We start from the raw sequence: 25108 nt of genomic DNA on the forward strand, positions 1-25108 counted from the left end.
CTATTTCCCTCGTTACTCACTCATTCAGAAAGTGTAACGCATGGGGTTAAATCGTGAAATGCGCTGATATGTTAACGGCTTTAACCACTGCCCCGGTCAGCTTGTGGAGCTGATCCGGAGAAATGCTGTACGGCGGCATGAGGTAAATCAGCTTACCGAAAGGTCGCACCCAAACGCCCAGGTCAACGAAGAAGCGCTGCAACGCGGCCATGTTCACCGGATGCGTTGTCTCGATCACCCCGATGGCGCCCAGCACGCGGACGTCCGCGACGTATTCCGCATCCGCCGCCACGCTTAGCTGCTGCTTCAGCTGCGCCTCAATCGCCGCCACCTGCGTCTGCCACTCGCCGCTCTCCAGAATGGCGAGGCTTTCGCTTGCCACTGCGCAGGCCAGCGGGTTGCCCATAAACGTCGGGCCGTGCATAAAGCAGCCCGCGTCGCCGTCGCTGATGGTGTCGGCAACCTGGCGGGTGGTGAGCGTGGCGGAGAGCGTCATGGTGCCGCCGGTGAGCGCTTTCCCCAGGCACAGAATATCCGGCGCGATCCCCGCATGCTCGCAGGCAAACAGCTTCCCGGTACGACCAAAGCCGGTGGCGATCTCATCGGCAATCAGCAAAATCCCTTCGCGGTCGCACATCTTCCGAATGCGCTTCAGCCACTCGGGGTGATACATCCGCATTCCGCCCGCGCCCTGCACAATCGGTTCGAGAATAACGGCGGCAATCTCGTGGCGATGGGCCGCCATCAACCGCGCGAAGCCCACCATGTCCATCTCGTCCCATTCGCCGTCGAAGCGGCTCTGCGGGGCTGGCGCAAACAGGTTTTCCGGCAGGTAGCCTTTCCACAGGCTGTGCATGGAGTTGTCCGGATCGCACACCGACATCGCCCCGAAGGTGTCGCCGTGATAGCCGTTGCGGAAGGTGAGGAACCGCTGGCGCGTTTCGCCCTTCGCATGCCAGTACTGCAACGCCATTTTCATCGCCACTTCCACGGCCACCGAGCCGGAATCAGCAAGGAAAACACACTCCAGCGATTCAGGCGTCATCGCTACCAGGCGACGGCATAAATCCACCGCGGGCTGATGCGTGATCCCGCCAAACATCACGTGTGACATCTGGTCAATCTGCGCTTTCATCGCCGCGTTCAGACGCGGGTGGTTGTAGCCATGGATCGCCGCCCACCAGGAGGACATCCCGTCAACAAGCCGCTCGCCGCTGGCGAGATGCAGCTCGCAGCCGTGGGCCGAGGCTACCGGATAGACGGGAAGGGGGCGGGTCGTGGAGGTGTAAGGGTGCCAGATATGCTGCTTGTCGAAGGCGAGATCGTCCTGGGTCATAATCGACTTGTAAACCATTTTGAAAAGTTTTAGGTTTACAAGTATAAACCGAACCGACAATTAACAAAACCCTTTGGAGAAGCCCGATGGCTCACCACGCACGCTGGACGATGTCGCAAGTCACTGAATTATTCAACAAACCTTTCCTGGAGCTGATGTTTGAGGCGCAACAGGTGCACCGCCAGCACTTCGATCCGCGTCATGTTCAGGTCAGCACGCTGCTGTCGATTAAAACCGGGGCTTGCCCGGAAGACTGCAAATATTGCCCGCAAAGCGCGCGCTATAAAACCGGTCTCGAATCCGAGCGCCTGATGGAAGTCGAGCAGGTGCTCGACTCCGCGCGCAAGGCCAAAAATGCTGGCTCAACCCGCTTCTGCATGGGCGCGGCGTGGAAAAACCCCCATGACCGCGACATGCCCTATCTGGAGCAGATGGTGAAGGGGGTGAAGGAGATGGGGCTTGAAGCCTGCATGACACTGGGTACGCTGAACGAGGAGCAGGCGCAGCGCCTCTCGGCGGCAGGGCTGGATTACTACAATCACAACCTCGATACCTCGCCGGAATTCTACGGCAACATCATCACCACGCGCACCTATCAGGAGCGTCTGGACACGCTGGATAAAGTGCGTGATGCGGGGATCAAGGTCTGTTCCGGCGGGATCGTGGGACTGGGCGAAACGGTAAAAGATCGTGCCGGCCTGCTGTTACAGCTGGCGAACCTGCCGACCCCGCCGGAAAGCGTGCCCATCAACATGCTGGTGAAGGTAAAAGGTACGCCGCTGGCGGATAATGAGGACGTGGATGCCTTCGATTTCATCCGCACCATCGCGGTGGCGCGCATCATGATGCCAACCTCTTATGTTCGCCTCTCTGCCGGTCGCGAGCAGATGAGCGAGCAGACCCAGGCGATGTGCTTTATGGCCGGGGCCAACTCCATCTTCTACGGTTGCAAACTGCTGACCACACCAAACCCGGAAGAGGACAAAGACGTTCAGCTGTTCCGCAAGCTGGGGCTGAACCCACACCAGACCGGGGTACAGGCGGGGGATAACGAGCAACAACAGCAGCTGGAGCAGAAGATATTCAACGCCGACACTGACCAGTTCTACAACGCGGCAGCCGTATGACCTGGCAGGCACGTATCAGGACCGCGCTCGACGAGCGGCGGGCGGCGGATGCGTTTCGGGTACGCAGGGTAGTGGAAAACGGTGCAGGCCGTTTTCTCACCCGGGAAGGAGAGCGGTTCTGTAATTTCTCCAGCAACGATTATCTGGGCCTGAGCCAGCACCCGCAGATCGTTCGTGCCTGGCAGCAGGGCGCGGATCGTTACGGCGTGGGCAGCGGTGGCTCCGGGCACGTCAGCGGCTACACCACGGCGCATCAGGCGCTGGAGGAAGCGTTGGCCGACTGGCTGGGCTACCCGCGGGCGCTGTTGTTTATCTCCGGTTTTGCCGCGAATCAGGCGGTGATTGCCGCCCTGATGGGCAAAGACGACCGCATCATCGCGGACCGCCTGAGCCACGCCTCCCTGCTTGAAGCCGCCAGTCTCAGCCCGGCACAGCTGCGGCGTTTTGCCCATAACGATGCCTCTCAGCTGAACGTCCTGCTGGGTAAACCCTGTTCAGGGCTTCAGCTGGCGGTCACGGAAGGGGTATTTAGCATGGACGGCGACAGCGCGCCCCTGGCCGCGTTGCACGACGCCGCAAAACAGCAAAACGCCTGGCTGCTGGTCGACGATGCCCACGGCATTGGCGTCACCGGCGAGGAGGGGCGCGGAAGCGCTTATCAGCAGGGCGTCAGGCCGGAACTGCTGGTGGTCACCTTCGGCAAAGGCTTCGGCGTCAGCGGTGCCGCGGTGTTGTGCAGCGAGCCGGTGGCCGACTACCTGGTGCAGTTCGCCCGGCACCTGATCTACAGCACCAGCATGCCCCCGGCGCAGGCCGTGGCACTCTCTGCGTCGCTTGCGGTGATCCGCGGCGAAGACGGCGCTGAACGCCGGGCTCGCCTGGCCGACCATATTCAGCGTTTTCGCCGGGGGGTAAGCGAACTGCCTTACCGGCTTACCGACTCCCGCAGCGCCATTCAGCCCGTGATTGTGGGTGAAAACCATCGGGCGCTGATGCTGGCACAGGCTCTACGAGAACGCGGGCAGTGGGTCACGGCGATCCGCCCACCCACCGTGCCGCCAGGCACCGCGCGCTTGCGTCTGACGCTTACGGCAGCGCACGAGCCGCAGGATATCGATACGCTTCTGGAGGCACTGTATGTCTCCCGTCAATAAACAGGCCGTTGCCGCCGCGTTTGGCCGGGCAGCGCAAAGCTATTCACAGCACGATGAGCTGCAACGCCTGAGCGCGCGCGGGCTGCTGGCCGCGCTCGGGGAGGGGCATTTTATGCAGGTGCTGGACGCGGGCTGCGGGCCAGGCGGCAATAGCCGCTACTGGCGCGCAACGGGCAGCCACGTCACGGCGCTGGATTTATCCGCGCAGATGCTGGATGAAGCCCGCCAGCAGCAGTCAGCAGACCGTTATCTGGTGGCCGATATCGAGGCCATCCCGCTGGAGGATGCGCTGTTTGACCTCGTCTGGAGCCATCTGGCGGTGCAGTGGTGCACCAGCCTGTCGCAGGCGCTACGCGAGCTTTACCGCGTGGCACGGCCCGGCGGAGCGGTGGCCTTTACCACCCTGCTGGAAAGTTCGTTGCCGGAGCTGAATCAGGCGTGGAGGGCGGTGGATGCGCAGCCGCACGCCAACCGGTTTCTCTCGCACGAACAGGTCACTCAGGCGCTGGCAGGCTGGCGCTATCGCAGTGAGGTCCAGACCGTCACCCTCGAATTTAGCGATGCGTTAAGCGCCATGCGCTCTCTTAAGGGCATAGGCGCGACGCACCTGCACGCCGGTCGGGAGAAGAAACCCCTTACCCGCGGACAACTCCAGCGTCTCGGGCTGGCCTGGCCGCAGGATCGGGGCCGGTTCCCGCTCTCTTATCATCTTTTTCATGGGATTATTGAACGTGACTGAACGTTATTTTGTTACCGGTACGGACACCGAAGTCGGTAAAACGGTTGCCAGCGCCGCGCTGTTGCAGGCGGCGCGTCTGCTGGGGAAAACAACGGCCGGGTATAAGCCCGTAGCCTCCGGCAGCGAGATGACGCCGGAAGGCTTACGCAATACTGATGCGCTGGCGCTACAGCGTAACAGCAGCCTTGCGCTGGCCTATTCTGCGGTGAACCCCTATACCTTTGCTGAACCCACCTCGCCGCACATCGTCAGCGCCGATGAAGATCGTTCGATTGATTTTTCGGTGCTCTCTTCCGGATTACGCAACCTGGAAACGCAGGCCGACTGGGTGCTGGTGGAGGGGGCTGGCGGCTGGTTTACCCCGCTGTCCGACGAGCAGACATTTGCTGACTGGGTGCAGGCCGAACAGCTTCCGGTCATTCTGGTGGTCGGCGTGAAGCTTGGCTGTATCAATCACGCCATGCTGACCGCTCAGGCCGTGCAGCAGGCCGGGTTGCGTCTGGCAGGGTGGATTGCCAATGACGTGGTTGCGCCGGGTAAACGTCATGCTGAGTATCTGGCGACGCTGAAGCGGGTGCTGCCTGCGCCGTTTCTCGGCGAGATCCCGTGGCTTGCCGACGGCGCAGAGCAGGCGGAAACCGGACGCTATCTTGACCTCAGCGCCTTATGTCCCGAGCCATCCAGTGCGCAATAAGGTCGTCATCCAGCTCGTTAACGTGGCCCTGTGCCACGTTACGCCCGCGATAGAGCATGCAGAAACGATCCGCTACCCGGCGGATAAACGACAGCTGTTGCTCCGCTAACAGCACCGTCATTCCCAGCTCCCGATTCAACCGTACCAGCAGTTGACCCAGCCTGCGGGCGAAGCCTTGCCCTGCGCCATACATGGGCTCATCCAGAATCAACACGCGCGGGCGATTAACCAGAGCACTGGCGAGGGCCAGCTGATACTGGTCGTCGGGGGACAGCGCAGAGGCACGGCTCTGTCGCAGCGGATAGAGCTCCGGAAACAGGGCGTACACGTCATTTTTTGATGTCGGGTCGGATTTCCCCGTCGCCCGCATAGCGATATGCAGATTTTCATCGACGGTCAGCTGGGAAAATATCCGCCGATCCTGCGGGACGTAGCCTATCGTTGGCGGCGCCGTGAATGCTGACGCAGGGCTGAGCAAATTACGCGGCGGCGCGCCAGCTTCATGCCATATGATGGTGCCGCTCTCAACGGGCACCTTTCCGGTAATGCAGTTCATGAGCGTGGATTTACCCATGCCAGGCAGGCCAACAATGCCCGTACAGATGCCTTGCGGGAAATCGATATTCACGTTCCATAGCGTATGTTGGCTTCCGTAAAACTGATTTACAGCACGCAGACTCAACATCTTTCTCTCCTTAAAAATGTGTGGGGTAATGCTCAGGCTGATATCTGCAAAACGCCTGCCAGAAACAAAATAATGATTAAAAAAGAGCCACTTTTAGGAATAACCCACTGCTAAAAGCTTAACGTTTGTTCGAATTGCACGCTCCCGGTGCCGTGCGTGTCGAATCGTGGTGCAGGGAAAATGACGGAATTGTGATTAAGATCTCGCCGGTTACTTATGAAAAAATGAACGTTTTCCAGGCAAAAAAGAGTGATAAAAATTTTTTACTGCCGCTTCGTGGGAAAAACCGGGAATTTGCTGGAGTGCATGCTGTACGGGCTGGAGGCAGTTATCCACTATTCCTGTGGATAACCTTGTGCATTAGAGTTAGAAAACACGCGATAAGCGAGAGAATACGCGGGTTACGCCCAAATTGATGCGAAACGCGGCTTTAGGAAATAGTCTATATTTTTTAACGAATTAGATAAAAGCAATTCCCTCAGCGCCAGCGACACCTGTTGCCATAAAACTTTCATAACCGCCCTTGACAAATGTTAAAAAAGTAATAGTTCTGGGGATAACCCCCTGAGGCTGGTGTTTTATATTGTCACAGTTGAAATTTAGCTCGCGAACGCACTAATCCTCTCTGCGCTACGCTAAATATCCTGACACGCTACTGGTTTTCCATCCAGTGTTTTTTACTGGCAATCCTGGCCACAACGAGTAAAATTACTCACCTGCCGCTTATTCTGTCATCAGGTCGTCGCCCATGAGTAAACCGTTCAAATTGAATTCTGCTTTCCGTCCTTCCGGGGATCAGCCCGAGGCCATTCGTCGCCTGGAAGAGGGGCTGGAAGACGGGCTGGCGCACCAGACCCTGCTGGGGGTAACCGGTTCGGGTAAAACCTTCACTATTGCCAACGTCATTGCCGATCTTCAGCGTCCTACGATGGTTCTTGCGCCGAACAAAACGCTGGCGGCGCAGCTGTATGGTGAGATGAAAGAGTTCTTCCCGGAAAACGCGGTGGAGTATTTCGTCTCCTACTACGACTACTACCAGCCGGAAGCCTACGTTCCCAGCTCCGACACGTTTATCGAGAAAGATGCCTCGGTGAACGAACATATCGAGCAGATGCGTTTGTCGGCGACCAAGGCGCTGCTGGAGCGTCGTGATGTGGTGGTGGTGGCCTCGGTGTCGGCGATCTACGGCCTGGGCGATCCGGATCTCTATCTCAAGATGATGCTGCACCTGACGCAGGGGATGATCATCGATCAGCGGGCGATTTTGCGCCGTCTGGCGGAGCTGCAGTACACCCGTAACGATCAGGCGTTCCAGCGCGGGACCTTCCGCGTACGTGGTGAGGTGATTGATATCTTCCCGGCGGAATCGGACGACATGGCGCTGCGCGTAGAGCTGTTCGATGAAGAGGTTGAACGCCTGTCGCTGTTCGACCCGCTGACCGGTCATGTGGAGTCGGTGATCCAGCGCTTCACCATCTACCCAAAAACGCACTACGTGACGCCACGCGAGCGTATCGTACAGGCGATGGAAGAGATTAAAATTGAGCTGGCAGACCGCCGCAAGGTGCTGCTGGCGAACAACAAGCTGCTGGAAGAGCAGCGCCTGAGCCAGCGTACCCAGTTCGATCTGGAGATGATGAACGAGCTGGGCTACTGCTCCGGCATCGAAAACTACTCGCGCTACCTCTCCGGACGCGGGCCGGGCGAAGCGCCGCCGACGCTGTTTGACTACCTTCCGGCGGACGGCCTGCTGGTGATCGACGAATCCCACGTTACGATCCCCCAGATCGGCGGGATGTACCGCGGTGACCGCGCGCGTAAAGAGACGCTGGTGGAGTACGGGTTCCGACTGCCATCAGCGCTGGACAACCGTCCGATGAAGTTTGAAGAATTTGAGGCGCTTGCTCCGCAGACCATCTACGTATCGGCGACGCCGGGCAACTACGAGCTGGAGAAATCCGGTGATGACGTGGTGGACCAGGTTGTGCGTCCGACCGGGCTGCTGGATCCGATTATCGAGGTGCGTCCGGTGGCGACGCAGGTGGACGATCTGCTCTCGGAAATACGTGCCCGTTCCGCCATCAACGAGCGTGTACTGGTGACCACGCTCACCAAACGTATGGCGGAGGATTTGACGGAGTATCTGGAAGAACACGGCGAGAAGGTGCGGTATCTGCACTCGGATATTGATACCGTGGAGCGTATGGAGATCATCCGCGACCTGCGCCTGGGCGAGTTCGACGTGCTGGTGGGTATCAACCTTCTGCGAGAAGGTCTGGATATGCCGGAAGTGTCGCTGGTGGCGATTCTGGATGCGGACAAAGAGGGCTTCCTGCGTTCCGAGCGCTCGCTGATCCAGACCATTGGCCGCGCCGCGCGTAACGTCAACGGGAAGGCGATTCTGTACGGGGATAAAATCACCCCGTCGATGGCCAAAGCGATTGGCGAAACGGAACGTCGCCGCGAGAAGCAGCAGCGCTATAACGAAGAGCACGGCATCACGCCGCAGGGGCTGAACAAGAAGGTGGTGGATATCCTGGCGCTGGGTCAGAACATTGCGAAGACCAAAGCGAAAGGGCGCGGCAAGGCCCGTTCAGTGGTGGAAGAGGATACCGTCGCGCTGACCCCGAAAGCGTTGCAGCAAAAGATCCACGAGCTGGAAGGGCAGATGATGCAGCACGCGCAGAATCTGGAGTTCGAAGAGGCTGCGCAAATCCGCGATCAGCTTCATCAGCTGCGGGATCTGTTTATTGCGGCATCGTAGTTTTTTGCCCGGTGGGGTTTTCTCCCTCTCCCTGTGGGCTGAGGGATCCCCAGTAATTTTTTTATGCAGAAGCAATAAAGTTGCTTTCTAAATGACTGAGGGCTGTCAGCGATGCCCTGGTACGGCTGTAAATCGCTGAGGCGTTTGCCTTCCGGCCGGGGCGAGGCGCAGGGATGCGCCGAGAGGGCGGCTTTACAGGGACGTTGCCTCCCCCCGTACCCGATAAGCCGGAAGGAATAAGCCGAGGGCACCGCGAAGCGGCGATTTACCGCCGGGAGCCCGGGTCGCCAGGGTGGTGGCGACTGAGCCACCCTGGCACGTTCACCGGTCATGTCGCTACAGAGTAGCAAGGAACATAAAGTGAACGGAATGACCACCACCGCCGTATATTCCCCTCACCCTAACCCTCTCCCCGGAGGGGCGAGGGGATTGCTCAGTGCTCGCATTAATTTGTGGGGAACCCTCAGCCCTGTGGGAGAGGGCCGGGGTGAGGGCATCAGGCCGCACAAAACGAACCTAACCTAATGCCTGAATCGCCTTCTCCAGCGCCTCGCGCAGCAGATGGCGGTCGTGGCGATATTTAATATCGCTGGCTTCCAGCGGCTCCTGTACCACCACACGATCGCCAATCCCCGACACATCTACTTTTGGCCCGACCACGACACCATCGATAATTTTCTTACCAACATACTGTTCCATCAGGTCCAGCTTATCCGCCAGCGACAGGCTTGCCGCCGCCGGACTGAGTTCGCGGCCTAAATTACCGATATAGACCATGGGCGCAGGCGTTCTGCGCAGCGCCTGCGCCAGCTCTTTCACCAGCAGGATCGGCATCAGGCTGGTATAAAAACTCCCCGGCCCAATCAGGATCAGATCGGCCTCGCCAATCGCTTCAACCGCTTCACGCGTTGCGGGTACGCTGGGGTAGGTCATCAGCTCTTTTGGCGGAAGGAGAAGCTGGTCGATATTCACTTCACCATACACTTCGTGATCGTCAGCATCGATCGCCATCAAATCTACCGGCTGTTCGGACATCGGGATCAGGAACGCATCCACTTTTAGCAGGTTACGAATTAAATTGATCGCTTCCAGAGGGCGCACGCTCAGGTGATCCAGCGCCTTTAACATCAGATTTCCAAGGTTATGGCCTGAAAGTTCGCCATTTCCCCCAAAACGGTACTCAAACATCGCCGAGGCCACGCTTGGCTCAGTGATGAGCTGGTTGAGGCAGTTGCGCATATCACCCCAGGCTATCCCGCCTTCAGCACGTCGGATCCGCCCGGTTGAGCCGCCGTTGTCCGTTGTTGTCACGATGCCCGTCAGGCGTGAACCCAGTGACGATAACGACGACATAACCCGTCCCAGACCGTGACCTCCTCCAAGAGCGACCACGCGGTCCAGATCCGCAAAAGTGCGATTGCGCATACCTATTCCTTATCCTGTTAAGCTTGCGTCACAGTAACGCAACTACTCCTAAAAGACGATGCCTCTCACAAACCATAATGACGTATATCAATGCGAAAGCGCTGTTTTTGCGTATTCTGTAGTGAAAATGCACGATAACATCGTTATGTATAAATTTATATAGCGAAAAGCGACAATGGCGAAGTGGCGATTTCCACGCTACTATCGCCATAACCACGTTTTCAAAACTGAAAACATACACTCTAGCCCTGGCGCCTGTGTCGAGAGATATGGCGCCCTGGCCGTGGCGGATTTGCCACCAGGGTACAGAAAGAAATGACTGTGCCTCCCGATCTGGAAAGGTGTACATGGCTTCACAACTTACTGATGCTTTCGCGCGTAAGTTTTTCTACTTACGTTTGTCGATTACCGACGTGTGTAACTTCCGTTGCACCTACTGCCTGCCCGATGGCTACAAGCCGGGCAGCGTCACCAATAATGGCTTTCTCTCCGTGGAAGAAGTACGCCGCGTCACGCGCGCGTTCTCTGAACTCGGTACGGAAAAAGTGCGTCTTACCGGGGGAGAGCCCTCCCTGCGCCGTGATTTCCCTGACATCATTGCCGCCGTGCGTGAAAACGAACGTATCCGCCAGATCGCGGTGACCACCAACGGTTACCGCATGGCGCGTGACGTGGCGAACTGGCGCGATGCGGGGCTGACGGCGATCAACGTCAGCGTCGATAGCCTGGACGCCCGTCAGTTCCACGCCATTACCGGCCAGGATAAGTTCCAGCAGGTAATGGACGGCATCGATGCCGCGTTCACCGCCGGTTTCGACAAGGTCAAAGTCAATACCGTGTTGATGCGTGATGTGAACCACCATCAGCTGGACACCTTTCTGGCGTGGATCAAACCGCGCCGCATTCAACTGCGTTTTATTGAGCTGATGGAGACCGGGGAGGGCAGCGAGCTGTTCCGTCGCCATCACATCTCCGGCATGGTCCTGCGTGACGAACTGCTGAAACGCGGCTGGATCCACCAGATCCGCCAGCGCAGCGATGGCCCGGCGCAGGTCTTTTGTCATCCGGATTATGAAGGCGAAATCGGCCTGATCATGCCCTATGAAAAAGATTTCTGTGCCAGCTGCAACCGCCTGCGCGTCTCCTCTGTTGGCAAGCTGCACCTCTGCCTGTTCGGGGATGGCGGCGTCGATCTGCGCGATTTGCTGGAAGACGACGCCCAACAGGACGTGCTTGAAGCACGCATTTCCGAGGCGCTGACGCACAAAAAGCAGACCCATTTCCTGCATCAGGGCAATACCGGCATTACTCAGAACCTGTCCTATATCGGCGGGTAATCAGGCTTTAGAAGGAACCAGAAGATGAGTCAGGTAAGCGCGGAATTTATCCCGACACGCATTGCTATTCTTACCGTTTCCGAACGTCGTGGTGAAGAGGATGATACCTCCGGCCACTGGCTGCGCGAGGCGGCACACGAAGCCGGGCACCAGATTGTTGATAAAGCGATCGTCAAAGAGAACCGTTACGCCATTCGCGCTCAGGTTTCACAGTGGATTGCGAGTGATGACGTCCAGGTTGTACTGATCACTGGCGGCACCGGCTTTACCGCAGGCGACCAGGCGCCGGAAGCGCTGCTTCCGCTGTTCGATCGCGAAGTAGAAGGCTTCGGCGAAGTGTTCCGCATGCTCTCATTTGAAGAGATTGGCACCTCTACGCTCCAGTCCCGTGCCGTCGCGGGGGTAGCGAACAAGACGCTGATCTTCGCCATGCCGGGCTCGACCAAAGCCTGCCGCACCGCGTGGGAAAACATTATTGCCCCGCAGCTGGATGTCCGTACCCGTCCGTGTAATTTCCATCCCCATTTAAAGAAATAAGCTATGTCACAACTGACCCACATAAACGCCGCTGGCGAAGCGCATATGGTGGATGTCTCCGCCAAAGCCGAAACGGTGCGCGAGGCGCGTGCTGAAGCGTTCGTCACCATGCTGCCGGAGACGCTGGCGATGATTATCGACGGTAGCCATCACAAGGGTGATGTGTTTGCCACCGCCCGCATCGCCGGTATTCAGGCCGCTAAACGCACCTGGGACCTCATCCCGCTCTGCCATCCGCTGATGCTTAGCAAAGTGGAGGTAAATTTGCAGGCGCAGCCGGAGCATAACCGCGTACGTATCGAGTCCCTGTGCCGCTTAACCGGGAAAACCGGCGTGGAGATGGAGGCGTTGACGGCAGCCTCCGTGGCGGCGCTGACCATCTACGACATGTGCAAAGCGGTGCAGAAAGATATGGTGATTGGCCCGGTGCGTCTGCTGGCAAAAAGCGGCGGCAAATCCGGTGATTTTAAGGTGGAAATCCATGATTAAGGTGCTCTTTTTTGCCCAGGTCCGTGAGCTGGTTAATACCGACAGCCTGACGCTGGACGGCTCTTTCGAAAACGTCGCCGCCCTGCGTGCGCATCTGGCGGCGCAAAGCGACCGCTGGGCGCTGGCGCTGGATGAAGGCAAACTGTTGGCCGCCGTGAATCAGACGCTGGTGGAGTTGACCCACCCGCTGGCTGATGGGGATGAAGTGGCCTTCTTCCCGCCGGTCACAGGGGGTTGAGATGACGGAAACCCGAATTCTGGTTGGCCATGAGCGTTTTAACGTGGGCACGGAATATGACTGGCTGGCCGGGCGCGACGAAGACGGCGCGGTCGTGACCTTTACCGGGAAAGTGCGTAATCATAATCTCGGCGACAGCGTAAAAGCGCTGACGCTGGAGCACTATCCGGGAATGACCGAAAAATCGCTGGCGGCCATTGTCGAAGAGGCGCGAGGCCGCTGGCCGCTGGGGCGCGTTACGGTTATCCATCGCATCGGCGAAATGTGGCCCGGCGAAGAAATTGTGTTTGTCGGCGTCACCAGCGCCCATCGCGGGAGTGCTTTTGCGGCGGGGGAGTTCATCATGGATTACCTCAAAACTAAAGCGCCGTTCTGGAAGCGTGAAGCGACGCCGGAAGGTGAGCGCTGGGTGGAATCGCGGGACAGCGACAAACAGGCTGCCAGCCGCTGGTAACAGGTTTACGTGGATGTGTTAGTCTTAACGTGTGTGTTTACTTAATCAGGAGTGAATCATGGACCGATTTCCGCGTTCCGATTCGATAGTTCAGCAGACCCGTAGCGGGCTGCAAACCTACATGGCTCAGGTATATGGCTGGATGACGGTTGGCCTGCTGCTTACCGCGTTTATCGCGTGGTATGCGGCAAACACGCCTGAACTGATGATGTTTATCTTCTCCAGCAAAATCACCTTCTTTGGGCTGATTATTGCGCAACTGGCGCTGGTATTCGTGCTCTCCGGGCTGGTGCACAAGCTCAGCGCGGGCATGGCGACCACGCTGTTTATGCTCTATTCGGCGCTGACCGGGCTGACGCTCTCCAGTATTTTCATCGTTTACACCTACTCCTCCATCGCCAGCACCTTTGTGGTGACCGGCGGGATGTTCGGTGTGATGAGCCTGTACGGTTACACCACCAAACGTGACCTGAGCGGCTTCGGCAACATGCTGTTTATGGGGCTGATAGGGATTGTGCTGGCGTCGCTGGTGAACCTGTGGTTGAAGAGTGACGCGCTGATGTGGGCGGTGACCTATATCGGGGTGGTGATCTTCGTGGGCTTAACCGCCTACGACACCCAGAAGCTGAAAAACATCGGTGAACAAATTGATGTTCGCGACAGTTCAAACCTGCGCAAATACTCGATTCTGGGCGCGCTGACGCTGTATCTGGACTTCATCAACCTGTTCCTGATGCTGCTGCGTATCTTCGGCAACCGTCGCTAGTGAGGGTGGCGCTGTCTGATGCCCTCACCCTGACCCTCTCCCACAGGGCTGAGGGTTCCCCACAAATTAATGCGAGCACTGAGCAATCCCCTCGCCCCTCCGGGGAGAGAGTTAGGGTGAGGGGAACATACGGCGGTGGTGGTCATTCCGTTCACTTTATGTTCCTTGCTACTCTGTAACGACATGACCGGTGAACGTGCCAGGGTGGCTCAGTCGCCACCACCCTGGCGACCCGGGCTCCCGGCGGTAAATCGCCGCTTCGCGGTGCCCTCGGCTTATTCCTTCCGGCTTATCGGGTACGGGCGGAGGCAACGTCCCTGTAAAGCCGCCCTCTCGGCGCATCCCTGCGCCTCGCCCCGGCCGGAAGGCAAACGCCTCAGCGATTTACAGCCGGACCAGGGCATCGCTGACAGCCCTCAGTCATTTAGAAAGCAACTTTATTGCTTCTGCATAAAAAAATTACTGGGGATCCCTCAGCCCACAGGGAGAGGGAACAAACCCTAAAAACGGCAACGAAGTTGCCGTTTTGCTTTTATTTTGCCATCGCCTTCTCGTTTTTGGCGCGCAGCTTCTTCGCCCGACTCTCCAGCACCAGATAACAGATCGTTGCCAGCGCCAGCGGCAGGAAGTAGTAGATCATGCGGTACGCGAGCAGGGCAGCGATAATCGTCCCGTGAGACACATGCTCCCCTGCAAGCAGCGCGATAAACACCGCTTCCAGTACGCCGATCCCCGCCGGTATATGCACAATCACCCCGGCAATACTGCTTACCAGCAGCACGCCCAGCACGAAGAAGTAATTCACATCTTCGCCAATCAGCAGCCAGATAATGGCCCCCATCGCCATCCAGTTGGCGCTGGAAACCACCATTTGCAGGACGGCAAACTTCCATGACGGCAGCACCAGCTTCTGCCCTTTAATGGTCATATGACGACGTTTGGCAAAGGCGCAGGCCCACAGGTAGGCGGCGATGATCAGCAGCAGTACGATGCCCAGAATGCGCAGGGTGGCCTCATCGATGTACCAGTGCGCAGGCAGCTGCACCACGCCAATGGTGAAGATCACCCCGCCGAGCAGGATATACCCCAGCCAGTTGGTGGTGATACTCAGCGAGAAAATACGCGTGATGGTGCCGCCCGGTAAGCCAAGGCGGGAGTACAGGCGATAGCGCATGCCAATCCCGCCAACCCAGGTGCTCAGCGTCAGGTTAAAGGCGTAGCAGATGAATGACACCAGCATAACCTGCCGTTTGGCAAGCTTATGCCCGCAGTAGGCGCGTCCCAACAGGTCATAGCAGCCGTACATCAGGTAGCTCACAATCACCAGGCCAACCGCCCCGAGCAGGACTGTCCGGTTGTAGTTGCGAATAACCTTCCACACCTCTTCCCAGTCCACCTTCTGGGCATACACCACCAGCAGGACCGCGACGGCAATGAAGAACAGCCAGGTCAAGATTTTTTTCGCCAGCCGCCAGCGAGGATGAGATTTCGACATCAGGTTTTCCCTCCATCTTCCGCCTCTACGCGGTCCTGGGTTTCCATTTCGGGTTGCACTGGCGGATCCACCAGCGCCAGTTTCGGCGTATGCGCGGGCAGCCAGCCCACCATGGCCGGGAAGTGGCGCAGGAAGTGGAACACCACCACACCGATGCCAACGTTCCACCAGCTGCGTTTCGGCACCATGGACTCATCCACACGCACGCAGTCTTTATTGATCAGACCCTGAAGGTTATCGCGCAGGGTCTGATTAAACTGGCGATCGTGGATGATCAGGTTCGCTTCCAGATTGAGCGATAAGCTCAGCGGATCGAGGTTGCTTGAGCCAACGGTCGCCCAGTGGTCATCCATCACGGCCACTTTGCCGTGCAGCGGGCGGCGGCGATATTCATAGATCTGCACGCCGCTTTTGACCAGATAGCGATAGAGCAGACGCGCGCCCACCTTCACAATCGGCATATCGGGCTCACCCTGGACGATGAGCTTCACGCTTACGCCGCGTCGGGCCGCGTTGCGCATGGCGTGCAAAATCCGGTAACCGGGGAAGAAATAGGCGTTGGCGATAATCACCTCGCGCTTCGCGTTCGCCAGCATCTTCAGGTAGTGACGTTCGATATCGTCCCGGTGCTCCTCGTTATCCCGCCAGACGAACAGCGCCTGCGCCTCGCCGGGCTTGCGGTTCTCTTCCGGGCGATGGCGGCGTCGCCACCAGCGGCGTGCGGCCTCTTTGCCGGGTAAGTTTTCCAGCACGAACAGCTGGATGTCCTGTACCACCGGTCCCTCAATGCGGATCGCGTAGTCCTGTTTCGCTTCGGGACCATAATCCGACATATGCTCGGCGGAGTAGTTAATGCCGCCAACGAAGGCCACCGTTTCGTCCACCACCACAATTTTGCGGTGCATTCGGCGGAACAGGTTGGTGCGCATCCCGAACAGACGCGGGCCGGGATCGTAATAGCGGAATACCACCCCTGCGGCGGTGAGCTCGTTAACAAATTCGTCGCTGAGATCCGGCGAACCATATCCGTCGAGCAGGACCTCGATTTTTATACCGCGACGAGCGGCTTGCAGCAGCGCGCTGTGCAACTGCCTGCCCACGTCGTCTTCAAACCAGATAAACGTTTCCAGAAAGACTTTCTGCTGTGCGTGGCTAATCGCCTCAAAGACTGCCGGATAAAAGTTATCGCCATTTTCCAGCAGCGTAATACGGTTACCTTCCTGCCATGTGCATTTCATAAGTGGATCTCCGCGCTGAGTGGGGCATGGTCGGAGAGATGTCGCCAGTTGAGTAAAGCCAGCGCCGTCGGGCTGCTGGCGTGGGCATTTTTTACGTAGATGCGGTCAAGGCGCAGCAGGGGGAAGCGCACCGGAAACGTCCGCGCGGGACGACCGCGTGAGCGGGTAAAAATCTCCTCCAGCCCCGCATTCACCTTCAGAGGATGGTTGGCCCGCTGTCGCCAGTCGTTAAAATCACCGGCCACTACCACGGGCTCGCCCTCCGGCAGCGCATTGGTCCAGTCTGCCAGCATCTGTAGCTGAGCCTGACGGTGGGCCTCACGCAGGCCAAGATGAACGCAGCCCACATGAATGGGAAAATCGAGCGCCGGTGGCGTGATGCGGCAGTATAACAACCCGCGTTTTTCACTCTCGCCAACGGAGACGTCCCGGTTCTCATAATGCTCGATAGGAAAACGCGACAGCACTGCGTTACCGTGATGCCCCTCCGGGTAGACCGCATTGCGCCCGTAGGCGTAATCGCTCCACATGGTATCCGCCAGAAACTCGTAATGGGGCGTGTCGGGCCAGTTTTCGAAATGCATCGGGTGCACTTCGTGCGCGCCCATGACCTCCTGGAGGCAGACAATATCGGCGCTGACGGTGCGTACCGCGTCGCGCAGCTCCGGTAAAATGAAGCGGCGGTTAAATGCTGTGAAGCCCTTATGAATATTTATCGTCAGCACCTTAAGCGAGAAATGCTGCGTTCTTTTGCTCATAAACACCTTCCTGGGTGACTATCCCGATGAAAATAAAGTGTAGTAGGCGTCACAAAAAGATGCGGCGTTACGGAATTTTCCGTAAAGTGCGGTAGTCTGAATTAGCAGAGAAAAATCCTTCAGGAGAGAAGCCATGAAGTGGCAACAACGCGTTCGTGTCGCAACCGGTTTGAGTTGCTGGCAGATAATGTTGCATTTACTGGTCGTGGCCGTACTGGTGATGGGCTGGATGAGCGGCACGCTGGTGCGTGTCGGCTTAGGGTTATGCGTGGTTTACGGCGTGACCGTGCTGTCGATGCTGTTTTTACAGCGTCACCACGACGCGCGCTGGCGTGAAGTGGGTGATGTGCTCGAAGAGCTCACCACCACCTGGTATTTTGGTGCGGCAATGATCGTCCTGTGGCTGTTGTCACGCGTGCTGCAAAACAACCTGCTGCTGGCCCTGGCGGGTCTGGCTATCCTCGCAGGGCCTGCGGTGGTGTCGTTGCTCACCAAAGAGAAAAAGCTACGCGATGTTTCGTCTAAACATCGCATAGGCCACTGAGCCCGTTGTGGCCGCGATGACCAGTAGCGGCCACAAACTTCCCCACACAATATCCAGACTCGCATCCTTCAGATAGATTTGCTTGGTGATATCCGTGAAGTGACGAATCGGGTTTATCCATGTCAGATCCTGTAACCACACCGGCATGTTCTCCACTGGCGACACGTACCCTGAAAGCAAAATCGCCGGCATCATAAAGACAAACACCCCGATAAACGCCTGCTGCTGCGTTGAGCAGAGCGCGGAAATCAGCAGCCCAAACCCCACCAGCGACAGGCCGTAAATCACCATCGTGAAGTAAAACAGCGCCAGCGATCCGGCAAACGGGATCTGGTACGCCCATATTCCCACCCCCAGCACGATGGTGGCCTGGAACGTCGCGACAATCAGTGCTGGCACCGCTTTGCCGACAAATATCTGCCAGGTGGCGAGCGGCGAGACCAGCAGCTGATCCAGCGTACCTTGCTCACGTTCGCGTGCCACGGACAGCGAGGTGACAATCATCACGCCAATAGTGGTGATCATGGCGATTAACGACGGCACCACAAACCACTTGTAGTCCAGATTCGGGTTGTACCAGTTGCGCACCACCAGCTCGCTGTTGTTGGGTTTGGGTTTGCCCGCCATCAGCTCCTGCTGGTAGTCCTTCACTACCTGCTGCAAATAGTTCGCCGCTATCTGGGCGCTGTTGGAGTTACGTCCGTCGAGGATCAGCTGCATCGGCGCGGTCTGGAAGGTGTCCAGATTGCGGGAGAAATCCGCCGGGAAGCGCACCAGCAATAATGCTTTCTGCGTGTCGATGGTGGGCTGGATCGCCTGCGGGCTTTGCAGCAGCAGGACATGGGTAAAGGCTTTGGCGCGGGCGAAACGCTGCGTCAGCTCGACGGAATGCTTGCCATTGTCTTCGTTGTAAATGGCGATGGTAGCGTTGGTGACCTCCAGCGTGGCGGCAAACGGAAACAGTACAACCTGAAGCAGCACCGGCAGCACCAGAATGGCGCGGGTCTGCGGCTCGCGCAGCAAGGATTGCAGCTCTTTGCGGATCAATGTCCATAAACGGTGAAACATCGCGTCGTCCTCCTGTCGGGTGGCGCTTGCGCTTACCCGACCTACAAAATCCGATGGCTAATCTAATCTTCTTTTCGTTTTCATCCACGTCAGCCCGATAAACATCACCGCCGACGCCAGCAAAAACAGGGTGTTGATAATCAGCACTACCGGGATGTTCCCCGCCAGAAACAGGCTTTGCAGGGTGCTCACAAAGTAGCGTGCCGGAATGATGTAGGTCACGGCACGGATCACCGCTGGCATACTGTCAATCTGGAAGATAAAGCCGGAGAGCATAATCGACGGCAGGAAGGCGGCATTAAGCGCCACCTGCGCGGCGTTAAACTGGTTGCGGGTGATGGTGGAGATCAGCAGCCCCATTCCCAGCGTGCTGAGTAAAAACAGGCTGGTAATAAAGAACAGCACCACCAGCGAACCGCGGTACGGCACGCCAAGAATAAATACCGAGACCAGCATACAGAGCAGCATCGCCAGCATGCCGAGGAAGTAGTAAGGGATCAGCTTGCAGAGCAAAAGCTCGACGCGCGTCACTTCGGTGGAGAGCAGCGCCTCCATGGTGCCGCGCTCCCATTCGCGGGCGATCACCAGCGAGGTGAGGATCGCGCCAATCACCGTCATGATGATAGTGACTGCACCCGGGATAATAAAATGCTGGCTGATGGCGGCGGGGTTAAACCAGTAGCGCGTCTGCACGTCAATCAGCGGTTCAAACTTCTCCCCCCGGTCTTCGGCGCGCTGCATCTGCCAGAGCTGCCAGATCCCCTCCGCATAGCCCTGCACGAAGTTGGCGGTGTTCGGTTCGCTGCCGTCGGTGATCACCTGAATTGGCGCATCGGCGCCCGGGCGTGCCATGTTGGCGGCGAAATCGACCGGGATGACGATCAGACCGCGAATTTTACCGGCCTGCATTTTCTGGATCAGTTCCTGCCGGTTGTCGCTGATGGTGGCATCGATGTAGGGCGAGCCGGTCATGGCGTGGGTGAAGTCCAGCGCCTCTTCGCTCTGCTGCTCCAGCAGGATCCCGACCCGCAGCTTGCTGGAATCGAGGTTAATCCCGTAGCCAAAAATAAACAGCAGCAGCAGGGGGATCACCACCGCAATCAGCCAGCTGCTGGGGTCACGCACAATCTGCCGCGTCTCTTTGACGCACAGGGCGCGCACCCGGCGCCAGGAGAGGGCGTTACTGCGCATGAGGATTCTCCTTATCCCAGTCGTGGATGAGGGTGATAAACGCCTGCTCCATGGTTGGGTCCGGCTGTGCGTCGTCGGCGGCCTGCGCTTTCAGGTCGTCCGGCGTGCCGTGGGCAATCAGCTTGCCGCGATAGACCAGCCCGATGCGGTCGCAGTACTCTGCCTCGTCCATAAAGTGGGTGGTGACCATCAAGGTCACGCCTTTTTCCACCATGCTATTGATATGCAACCAGAATTCACGGCGGGTGAGGGGGTCCACGCCTGACGTAGGTTCATCAAGAAAGAGGATATCGGGCTCGTGCATCAACGAACAGGCCAGCGCCAGCCGCTGTTTGAAGCCAAGCGGCAGCGCGTCGGTAGCGTGTGAGGCGATATCGGTCAGGCCAAAGGCGTCGCACATGCGGCCGATTTTCTCGTTCTGCGCCCGTCCCCGCAGGCCGTAGACGCCAGAGAAAAATCGCAGATTTTGCTCCACCGTCAGGTTGCCGTAGAGCGAAAACTTCTGCGCCATATAGCCCAGATGCTGGCGCGCCTTGCCGGAGCTGACTTTGAGATCCATGTTCAGCACCAGCGCTTTGCCGGAGGTCGGTACCAGCAGGCCGCACATCATTTTAAAGGTGGTGGATTTCCCTGCACCGTTCGGCCCGAGCAGGCCAAATATCTCGCCGCGCTTCACGGCAAAATTGACGTTATCGGTGGCAGCGAAATCGCCGAATTTTTTGGTGAGCGATTTCGCTTCAATGACCGTTTCGCCCGGCGTGCCTTCCACCGTGTGCAGAATGGCGCCAAGCGGTGATTCTGAGGTTCCCGCCCCGCCCAGCAGATCGATAAACGCATCTTCAAAGCGCGGCGCGGTCTCTGTCATGTCGATTTCAGGCATCCCCTGCGCACGCCGGATATCGTCGGCGGTGGCCTCTTTTTTGAGGATCACGCGCACCGAACGGCCCTGAATCATCCCGTCGCTCACCTGGGGCAGCTTCAGCACCCGTTGCAGCAGCTTGCGGTTGGATTCCTGCGCGCTGTGTAGCAGAAAACTGCGCCCGGCCATGGTTTGCGTCAGCTCGGTGGGCTCGCCCTGATAGAGCAGTTCGCCTTCGTTCATCAGCAGCACGTCACGGCACTGCTCTGCTTCATCAAGGTAAGAGGTACTCCAGAGGATCAGCATGCCGTCACCCGCCAGCTCGTGCACCATCTGCCACAGCTCGCGGCGGGAAATCGGGTCCACGCCGACGCCGGGTTCATCCAGCAACAGCACCTTCGGTTCGCCCACCAGCGTGCAGGCCAGCCCCAGCTTCTGCTTCATCCCGCCGGAAAGTTTGCCCGCCAGCCGATCGGTGAACGGGCCGAGGGAGGTAAACGCCAGCAGACGCTCGAAGGTTTTCTGCCGGGTTTCGCCGGTAACGCTGCGCAGATCGGCATACAGGTTGAGGTTTTCCATTACCGTCAGATCTTCATACAGACCAAACTTCTGCGGCATATAGCCGAGTATGCCGTGGAGCGCCGCGTCGTCTTTGATGGGATCGAGGCCAAGCACGCTGGCGCTGCCTTCATCCGGCTTCAGCAATCCCGCCAGCATCCGCATCAGCGTGGTTTTACCCGCGCCGTCCGGCCCCACCAGCCCGGTCACATAGCCTTTCTGAATCGTACAGTTCAGCGGCGCGACCGCCGGTTTAGCCATTCCCGGGAAGCGTTTGACCAGATTATTGAGCTGGATAACCGCATCATTCATGTTGTTCCCCGTCGTTTAAGGTCACGGTAACAGGCATGCCCTGACGCAGCGCGTCGTCCGCATCGGTGACGATGATGCGCAGGCGATACACCAGGTCGGTACGCAGATCCGGGGTTTCAACGGTTTTTGGCGTGAACTCGGCCGTTGGGGAGACGAAGCCCACTTTGCCGTGATACGGCTTGTCCGGGCGACCATCGGTGTAGAGCAGCAGTTCGCGGCCCGGCTGCATCTGGCCAAGATTCGGCTCATCAATGTAAGCGCGCACCCACACCGGACGGGTTAAGGAGAGCGTTAACACGGTGCTGCCCGCGCTGAGCATGCTGCCCGGCTCCACAGCGCGGGTCATCAGCGTACCGTCAGACGGGGCGATTAAGGTGGTATCGTGCAGATCCAGCTCCGCCTGGGCTAACTGCGCCTGCGCCTGCTCAAGGCTGGCCTTCGCCTGGGCAATGTCCTGCGCGCGGTTACCGGTGCGGTACTGGCTTAACTTATCCTGGGCAGATTTCAGCGTCGCCTGCGCCTGGTCGCGGGATGAGCGCGCGTTTTCCAGGTCGTTGGCGGAAATAGTGCGGCTTTTCCATAAGCCTTGCTGACGGTTATAGAAATTCTGCGCATAGTCATAGGCGGCTTTTGCCTGCTTAACTGCAGCGGCCGCCTGGGCGATCTCTTCATCACGATAGCCCGCCAGCATCAGGTCGTACTGCGCCTGTGCGACGGCGACGCCCGCTTTTGCCTGCATCAACGCGTTTTCAAACGGGGCTTTGTCCAGCATCCCCAGCGTCTGCCCGGTTTTGATGGCATCGCCTTCGTCAACGCTCAGCGAGGCCAGCCGTCCGCCGACGCGGAAGCTCATGTTCACGGTGCGGATATCCACGTTGCCGTACAGCGTCAGGCCACGATCCTGCTGGCTCTGATACCACAGCCAGCCGCCTGTTCCCGCAGCAAGCAAGACAACAACCACCAGAATAATGGCGACAGGTTTTTTCATGACTTCTGGCTCCTTTGCGTTAAGCCTTGCAGGATCAGATCAACGTGACAGGTAATGACCTGGCTAATTTGCGCGGCTTTATCCTCATCGAATTGTGTCCAGCCCGTACGTAACAGGATGGTCTCACGCCCCAGACGGAAGGCGAGCACTTCGCCCAGCAGGGCGTGGGTATGCAAAATGGTGTCCGTATCGCTGGCGTCCCGTCCGGTATAGGCGGCGATCAGCCGGGTCAGATGGCTATGCATCGGGGCGATCACCTGATCGTGCACCAGCTGGTACGCGGCAGTGGGGGAGAGCTGCTCGCGGGAGATAAATTTGCTCAGGTTCAGCGTATCGTCGTGCGTCAGCAGGCGGATCATGTTGTGACAGGCGTTAAGGATCAGCTGGCGGATGGCAACCCGGTCCGGCTCTGGCTGGCTGAACAGCGCGGTCGCTTCTTCCACGTGTGGGCGAAAGCTGGTGCCGATAAAATCCGCGATCCACTGGGCGCAGGCGAGGTATAAATCCTCTTTTGAGCCAAAATAGTAGGTAATGGCCGCAATATTCTGCCCGGCCTGCGCGGCGATATCCCGCGTGGTGGCATGCAGACCATACTCGCCAAACTGCGCCAGCGCGGCGGCGATAAGCTGACTTTTCGCCTGTTCGCCTTTGGTTGTCGTTGGGGTTATATTCATAGCAGCATTAAAAATTAATCAATCGATTGATTAAGATTATGCCTGATTTGCGCAAACGTCGAGTCATCGCCGGGGATATTTTATGCGCCACGTCACAAAAGCTGCTACACTCCGCTCCTTCGCGACATTGTGGTTTTTGTCCTTCTATTCGTTATATCTCCCTGAAAACTACACCTGTGATGGTCGGGGCGGTTCGGAGTTTTTATGTCTTTTGATTCCCTTGGTCTGAACCCGGAAATTCTGCGCGCCATCGCAGAGCAGGGCTACGTTGAGCCAACCCCTATTCAGCAGCAGGCTATCCCGGCCGTTTTGCAGGGCCGTGACCTGATGGCAAGCGCGCAGACCGGTACTGGTAAGACCGCGGGCTTTACCCTGCCGCTGCTGGAGCTGCTGGTAAAAAACCAGCCACACGCCAAAGGCCGTCGTCCGGTGCGTGCGCTGATCCTCACCCCAACCCGCGAGCTGGCGGCCCAGATTGGTGAGAACGTGCGTGAATACAGCCGCTATCTCAACATTCGTTCGCTGGTAGTTTTCGGCGGGGTAAGCATTAACCCGCAGATGATGAAGCTGCGCGGCGGCGTCGACGTGCTGGTGGCAACCCCGGGGCGTCTGCTGGATCTCGAACACCAGAACGCGGTGAAGCTCGATAACATCGAAATTCTGGTGCTGGACGAAGCCGACCGTATGCTCGACATGGGCTTCATCCACGACATTCGTCGCGTGCTGGCGAAGCTGCCGACGCGTCGTCAGAACCTGCTCTTCTCCGCGACCTTCTCCGACGAGATCAAGGCGCTGGCAGAAAAGCTGCTGCATAACCCGCTGGAAGTGGAAGTCGCGCGCCGCAACACCGCCTCCGAGCAGGTGACGCAGCACGTGCACTTTGTAGATAAGAAGCGCAAGCGGGAACTGCTCTCCCAGATGATCGGCCAGGGCAACTGGCAGCAGGTGCTGGTGTTTACCCGCACTAAGCACGGCGCCAATCACCTGGCGGAACAGCTGAATAAAGATGGCATCCGCAGCGCGGCCATTCACGGCAACAAGAGCCAGGGCGCGCGTACCCGCGCGCTGGCAGACTTCAAGTCCGGCGACATACGCGTGCTGGTGGCAACCGACATCGCCGCACGCGGTCTGGATATCGAAGAGCTGCCGCACGTGGTGAACTACGAGCTGCCAAACGTGCCGGAAGATTACGTTCACCGTATCGGCCGTACCGGACGCGCGGCGGCAACCGGGGAAGCGCTCTCTCTGGTTTGCGTGGATGAGCACAAGCTGCTGCGCGACATCGAACGCTTGCTGAAGAAAGAGATCCCGCGCATTGAAACCCCGGGCTATGAAGTTGACCCGTCAATCAAAGCCGAGCCAATTCAGAACGGTCGTCAGGGTGGCGGGCGCGGTCAGGGCGGCGGTGGTCGCGGTCAGCAGCCGCGTCGTGCCGAAGGCGGCGCGCCGAAACCTTCGGGCAAACCGCCGCGTCGTAATAACGACAGCAAACCGGCCGGTGAAAACCCATGGCGTAGCGGCGAAGGGAAACCGGCAGGCGAGGGGCAGCGCCGACGCCGCCCGCGTAAGCCTGCTAACCCGCAGTAATCTGGAAGCCCGGTCGTAAAGCCGGGCTTTTCTTTTTGCGGCAGCGGAGAGAAAGTGCCACAATAGTGGCTGTTTATACAGTATTTCAGGT

24 protein-coding genes and 1 riboswitch are annotated in these 25108 nt (G+C 58.3%); of the genes, 13 read left to right on the forward strand and 11 right to left on the reverse strand.

Annotated elements, in window-relative coordinates:
• Positions 1 to 46: 46 nt before the first annotated feature.
• Entirely contained in the window at positions 47 to 1336 is a 1290-nt protein-coding gene (gene bioA, locus BFV65_RS06405; protein WP_074148406.1) for an adenosylmethionine--8-amino-7-oxononanoate transaminase, read from the reverse strand.
• 86 nt (positions 1337 to 1422) lie between these two features.
• On the opposite strand from bioA, the gene bioB reads away from it, so the two are divergent.
• The 4 genes from bioB to bioD are packed head-to-tail and all read left to right on the forward strand — an operon-like array spanning position 1423 to position 5050.
• A complete protein-coding gene (bioB, locus tag BFV65_RS06410; RefSeq protein ID WP_069596374.1) occupies positions 1423 to 2463 on the forward strand; it encodes a biotin synthase BioB in 1041 nt (346 codons plus the stop codon).
• Positions 2460 to 3617 (forward strand): 8-amino-7-oxononanoate synthase, encoded by a 1158-nt coding sequence (bioF, locus tag BFV65_RS06415; protein WP_069596375.1) that lies wholly within the window; start codon positions 2460 to 2462, stop codon positions 3615 to 3617. The genes bioB and bioF overlap by 4 nt, the downstream gene beginning before the upstream one ends.
• On the forward strand, positions 3601 to 4356 hold the full coding sequence (gene bioC, locus BFV65_RS06420; RefSeq protein ID WP_022647496.1) for a malonyl-ACP O-methyltransferase BioC: 756 nt from the start codon (positions 3601 to 3603) through the stop codon (positions 4354 to 4356). Before bioF ends, bioC begins: the two co-directional genes overlap by 17 nt.
• Positions 4349 to 5050: a dethiobiotin synthase gene (bioD, locus tag BFV65_RS06425; protein ID WP_169819291.1), complete on the forward strand. Its 702-nt coding sequence runs from the start codon at positions 4349 to 4351 to the stop codon at positions 5048 to 5050. The genes bioC and bioD overlap by 8 nt, the downstream gene beginning before the upstream one ends.
• Here the strand turns inward: bioD and BFV65_RS06430 are convergent.
• Entirely contained in the window at positions 5013 to 5735 is a 723-nt protein-coding gene (locus tag BFV65_RS06430) for an ABC transporter ATP-binding protein (RefSeq protein WP_022647498.1), read from the reverse strand. The genes bioD and BFV65_RS06430 overlap by 38 nt on opposite strands.
• A gap of 748 nt (positions 5736 to 6483) precedes the next feature.
• Here BFV65_RS06430 and uvrB point away from each other — a divergent pair.
• Positions 6484 to 8499: an excinuclease ABC subunit UvrB gene (gene uvrB, locus BFV65_RS06435; RefSeq protein ID WP_003858519.1), complete on the forward strand. Its 2016-nt coding sequence runs from the start codon at positions 6484 to 6486 to the stop codon at positions 8497 to 8499.
• Between the two features lie 516 nt (positions 8500 to 9015).
• Here the strand turns inward: uvrB and yvcK are convergent.
• A complete protein-coding gene (gene yvcK, locus BFV65_RS06440; protein ID WP_023299636.1) occupies positions 9016 to 9924 on the reverse strand; it encodes a uridine diphosphate-N-acetylglucosamine-binding protein YvcK in 909 nt (302 codons plus the stop codon).
• 226 nt (positions 9925 to 10150) lie between these two features.
• Positions 10151 to 10284, forward strand: a riboswitch (molybdenum cofactor riboswitch).
• Here yvcK and moaA point away from each other — a divergent pair.
• From moaA to BFV65_RS06470, 6 genes are all read left to right on the forward strand, one after another.
• Entirely contained in the window at positions 10272 to 11261 is a 990-nt protein-coding gene (gene moaA, locus BFV65_RS06445) for a GTP 3',8-cyclase MoaA (protein ID WP_045309178.1), read from the forward strand. (Overlaps the previous riboswitch by 13 nt.)
• A gap of 24 nt (positions 11262 to 11285) precedes the next feature.
• Entirely contained in the window at positions 11286 to 11798 is a 513-nt protein-coding gene (gene moaB / locus BFV65_RS06450) for a molybdenum cofactor biosynthesis protein B (RefSeq protein WP_045309177.1), read from the forward strand.
• A 3-nt stretch (positions 11799 to 11801) separates the two neighbouring features.
• Complete coding sequence (moaC, locus tag BFV65_RS06455) at positions 11802 to 12287, forward strand: cyclic pyranopterin monophosphate synthase MoaC (RefSeq protein ID WP_023305732.1); 486 nt, start codon at positions 11802 to 11804, stop codon at positions 12285 to 12287.
• Positions 12280 to 12525: a molybdopterin synthase sulfur carrier subunit gene (gene moaD / locus BFV65_RS06460; protein WP_038415713.1), complete on the forward strand. Its 246-nt coding sequence runs from the start codon at positions 12280 to 12282 to the stop codon at positions 12523 to 12525. Before moaC ends, moaD begins: the two co-directional genes overlap by 8 nt.
• A gap of 1 nt (position 12526) precedes the next feature.
• Positions 12527 to 12979: a molybdopterin synthase catalytic subunit MoaE gene (moaE, locus tag BFV65_RS06465; protein ID WP_022647503.1), complete on the forward strand. Its 453-nt coding sequence runs from the start codon at positions 12527 to 12529 to the stop codon at positions 12977 to 12979.
• Between the two features lie 58 nt (positions 12980 to 13037).
• Positions 13038 to 13745 carry a Bax inhibitor-1/YccA family protein gene (locus tag BFV65_RS06470; protein ID WP_015571081.1) on the forward strand — a complete coding sequence of 236 codons (708 nt, stop codon included), beginning with the start codon at positions 13038 to 13040 and terminating at the stop codon, positions 13743 to 13745.
• A gap of 532 nt (positions 13746 to 14277) precedes the next feature.
• Here the strand turns inward: BFV65_RS06470 and BFV65_RS06475 are convergent.
• From BFV65_RS06475 to BFV65_RS06485, 3 genes are read right to left on the reverse strand one after another with little or no spacing between them, the layout of a single operon-like run.
• On the reverse strand, positions 14278 to 15240 hold the full coding sequence (locus BFV65_RS06475; protein ID WP_023299637.1) for a lysylphosphatidylglycerol synthase domain-containing protein: 963 nt from the start codon (positions 15238 to 15240) through the stop codon (positions 14278 to 14280).
• Positions 15240 to 16478, reverse strand: a complete 1239-nt coding sequence (gene clsB, locus BFV65_RS06480) for a cardiolipin synthase ClsB (RefSeq protein ID WP_022647504.1) — start codon at positions 16476 to 16478, stop codon at positions 15240 to 15242. Before clsB ends, BFV65_RS06475 begins: the two co-directional genes overlap by 1 nt.
• The gene (locus BFV65_RS06485) at positions 16475 to 17236 is read right to left on the reverse strand and encodes an endonuclease/exonuclease/phosphatase family protein (RefSeq protein WP_022647505.1); all 762 of its coding nucleotides are present in this window, start codon (positions 17234 to 17236) and stop codon (positions 16475 to 16477) included. Before BFV65_RS06485 ends, clsB begins: the two co-directional genes overlap by 4 nt.
• Positions 17237 to 17369: 133 nt before the next feature.
• On the opposite strand from BFV65_RS06485, the gene BFV65_RS06490 reads away from it, so the two are divergent.
• Positions 17370 to 17780: a YbhQ family protein gene (locus BFV65_RS06490; protein ID WP_003858499.1), complete on the forward strand. Its 411-nt coding sequence runs from the start codon at positions 17370 to 17372 to the stop codon at positions 17778 to 17780.
• Here the strand turns inward: BFV65_RS06490 and BFV65_RS06495 are convergent.
• The 5 genes from BFV65_RS06495 to cecR are packed head-to-tail and all read right to left on the reverse strand — an operon-like array spanning position 17742 to position 23430.
• Positions 17742 to 18848 (reverse strand): ABC transporter permease, encoded by a 1107-nt coding sequence (locus BFV65_RS06495; protein ID WP_022647506.1) that lies wholly within the window; start codon positions 18846 to 18848, stop codon positions 17742 to 17744. The genes BFV65_RS06490 and BFV65_RS06495 overlap by 39 nt on opposite strands.
• 57 nt (positions 18849 to 18905) lie before the next feature.
• A complete protein-coding gene (locus BFV65_RS06500; protein WP_022647507.1) occupies positions 18906 to 20039 on the reverse strand; it encodes an ABC transporter permease in 1134 nt (377 codons plus the stop codon).
• A complete protein-coding gene (locus BFV65_RS06505) occupies positions 20029 to 21768 on the reverse strand; it encodes an ATP-binding cassette domain-containing protein (RefSeq protein ID WP_069596376.1) in 1740 nt (579 codons plus the stop codon). Before BFV65_RS06505 ends, BFV65_RS06500 begins: the two co-directional genes overlap by 11 nt.
• Complete coding sequence (hlyD, locus tag BFV65_RS06510; protein WP_022647509.1) at positions 21761 to 22756, reverse strand: secretion protein HlyD; 996 nt, start codon at positions 22754 to 22756, stop codon at positions 21761 to 21763. The genes BFV65_RS06505 and hlyD overlap by 8 nt, the downstream gene beginning before the upstream one ends.
• Positions 22753 to 23430, reverse strand: a complete 678-nt coding sequence (gene cecR / locus BFV65_RS06515; protein ID WP_069596377.1) for a transcriptional regulator CecR — start codon at positions 23428 to 23430, stop codon at positions 22753 to 22755. The genes hlyD and cecR overlap by 4 nt, the downstream gene beginning before the upstream one ends.
• A gap of 204 nt (positions 23431 to 23634) precedes the next feature.
• Here cecR and rhlE point away from each other — a divergent pair, with 204 nt between their 5' ends.
• Positions 23635 to 25017: an ATP-dependent RNA helicase RhlE gene (rhlE, locus tag BFV65_RS06520; protein ID WP_069596378.1), complete on the forward strand. Its 1383-nt coding sequence runs from the start codon at positions 23635 to 23637 to the stop codon at positions 25015 to 25017.
• Positions 25018 to 25108 lie beyond the last annotated feature (91 nt).

The sequence above is a fragment of the Enterobacter hormaechei subsp. hoffmannii genome, from assembly GCF_001729745.1.
In the GTDB taxonomy this organism is placed as follows: domain Bacteria; phylum Pseudomonadota; class Gammaproteobacteria; order Enterobacterales; family Enterobacteriaceae; genus Enterobacter; species Enterobacter intestinihominis.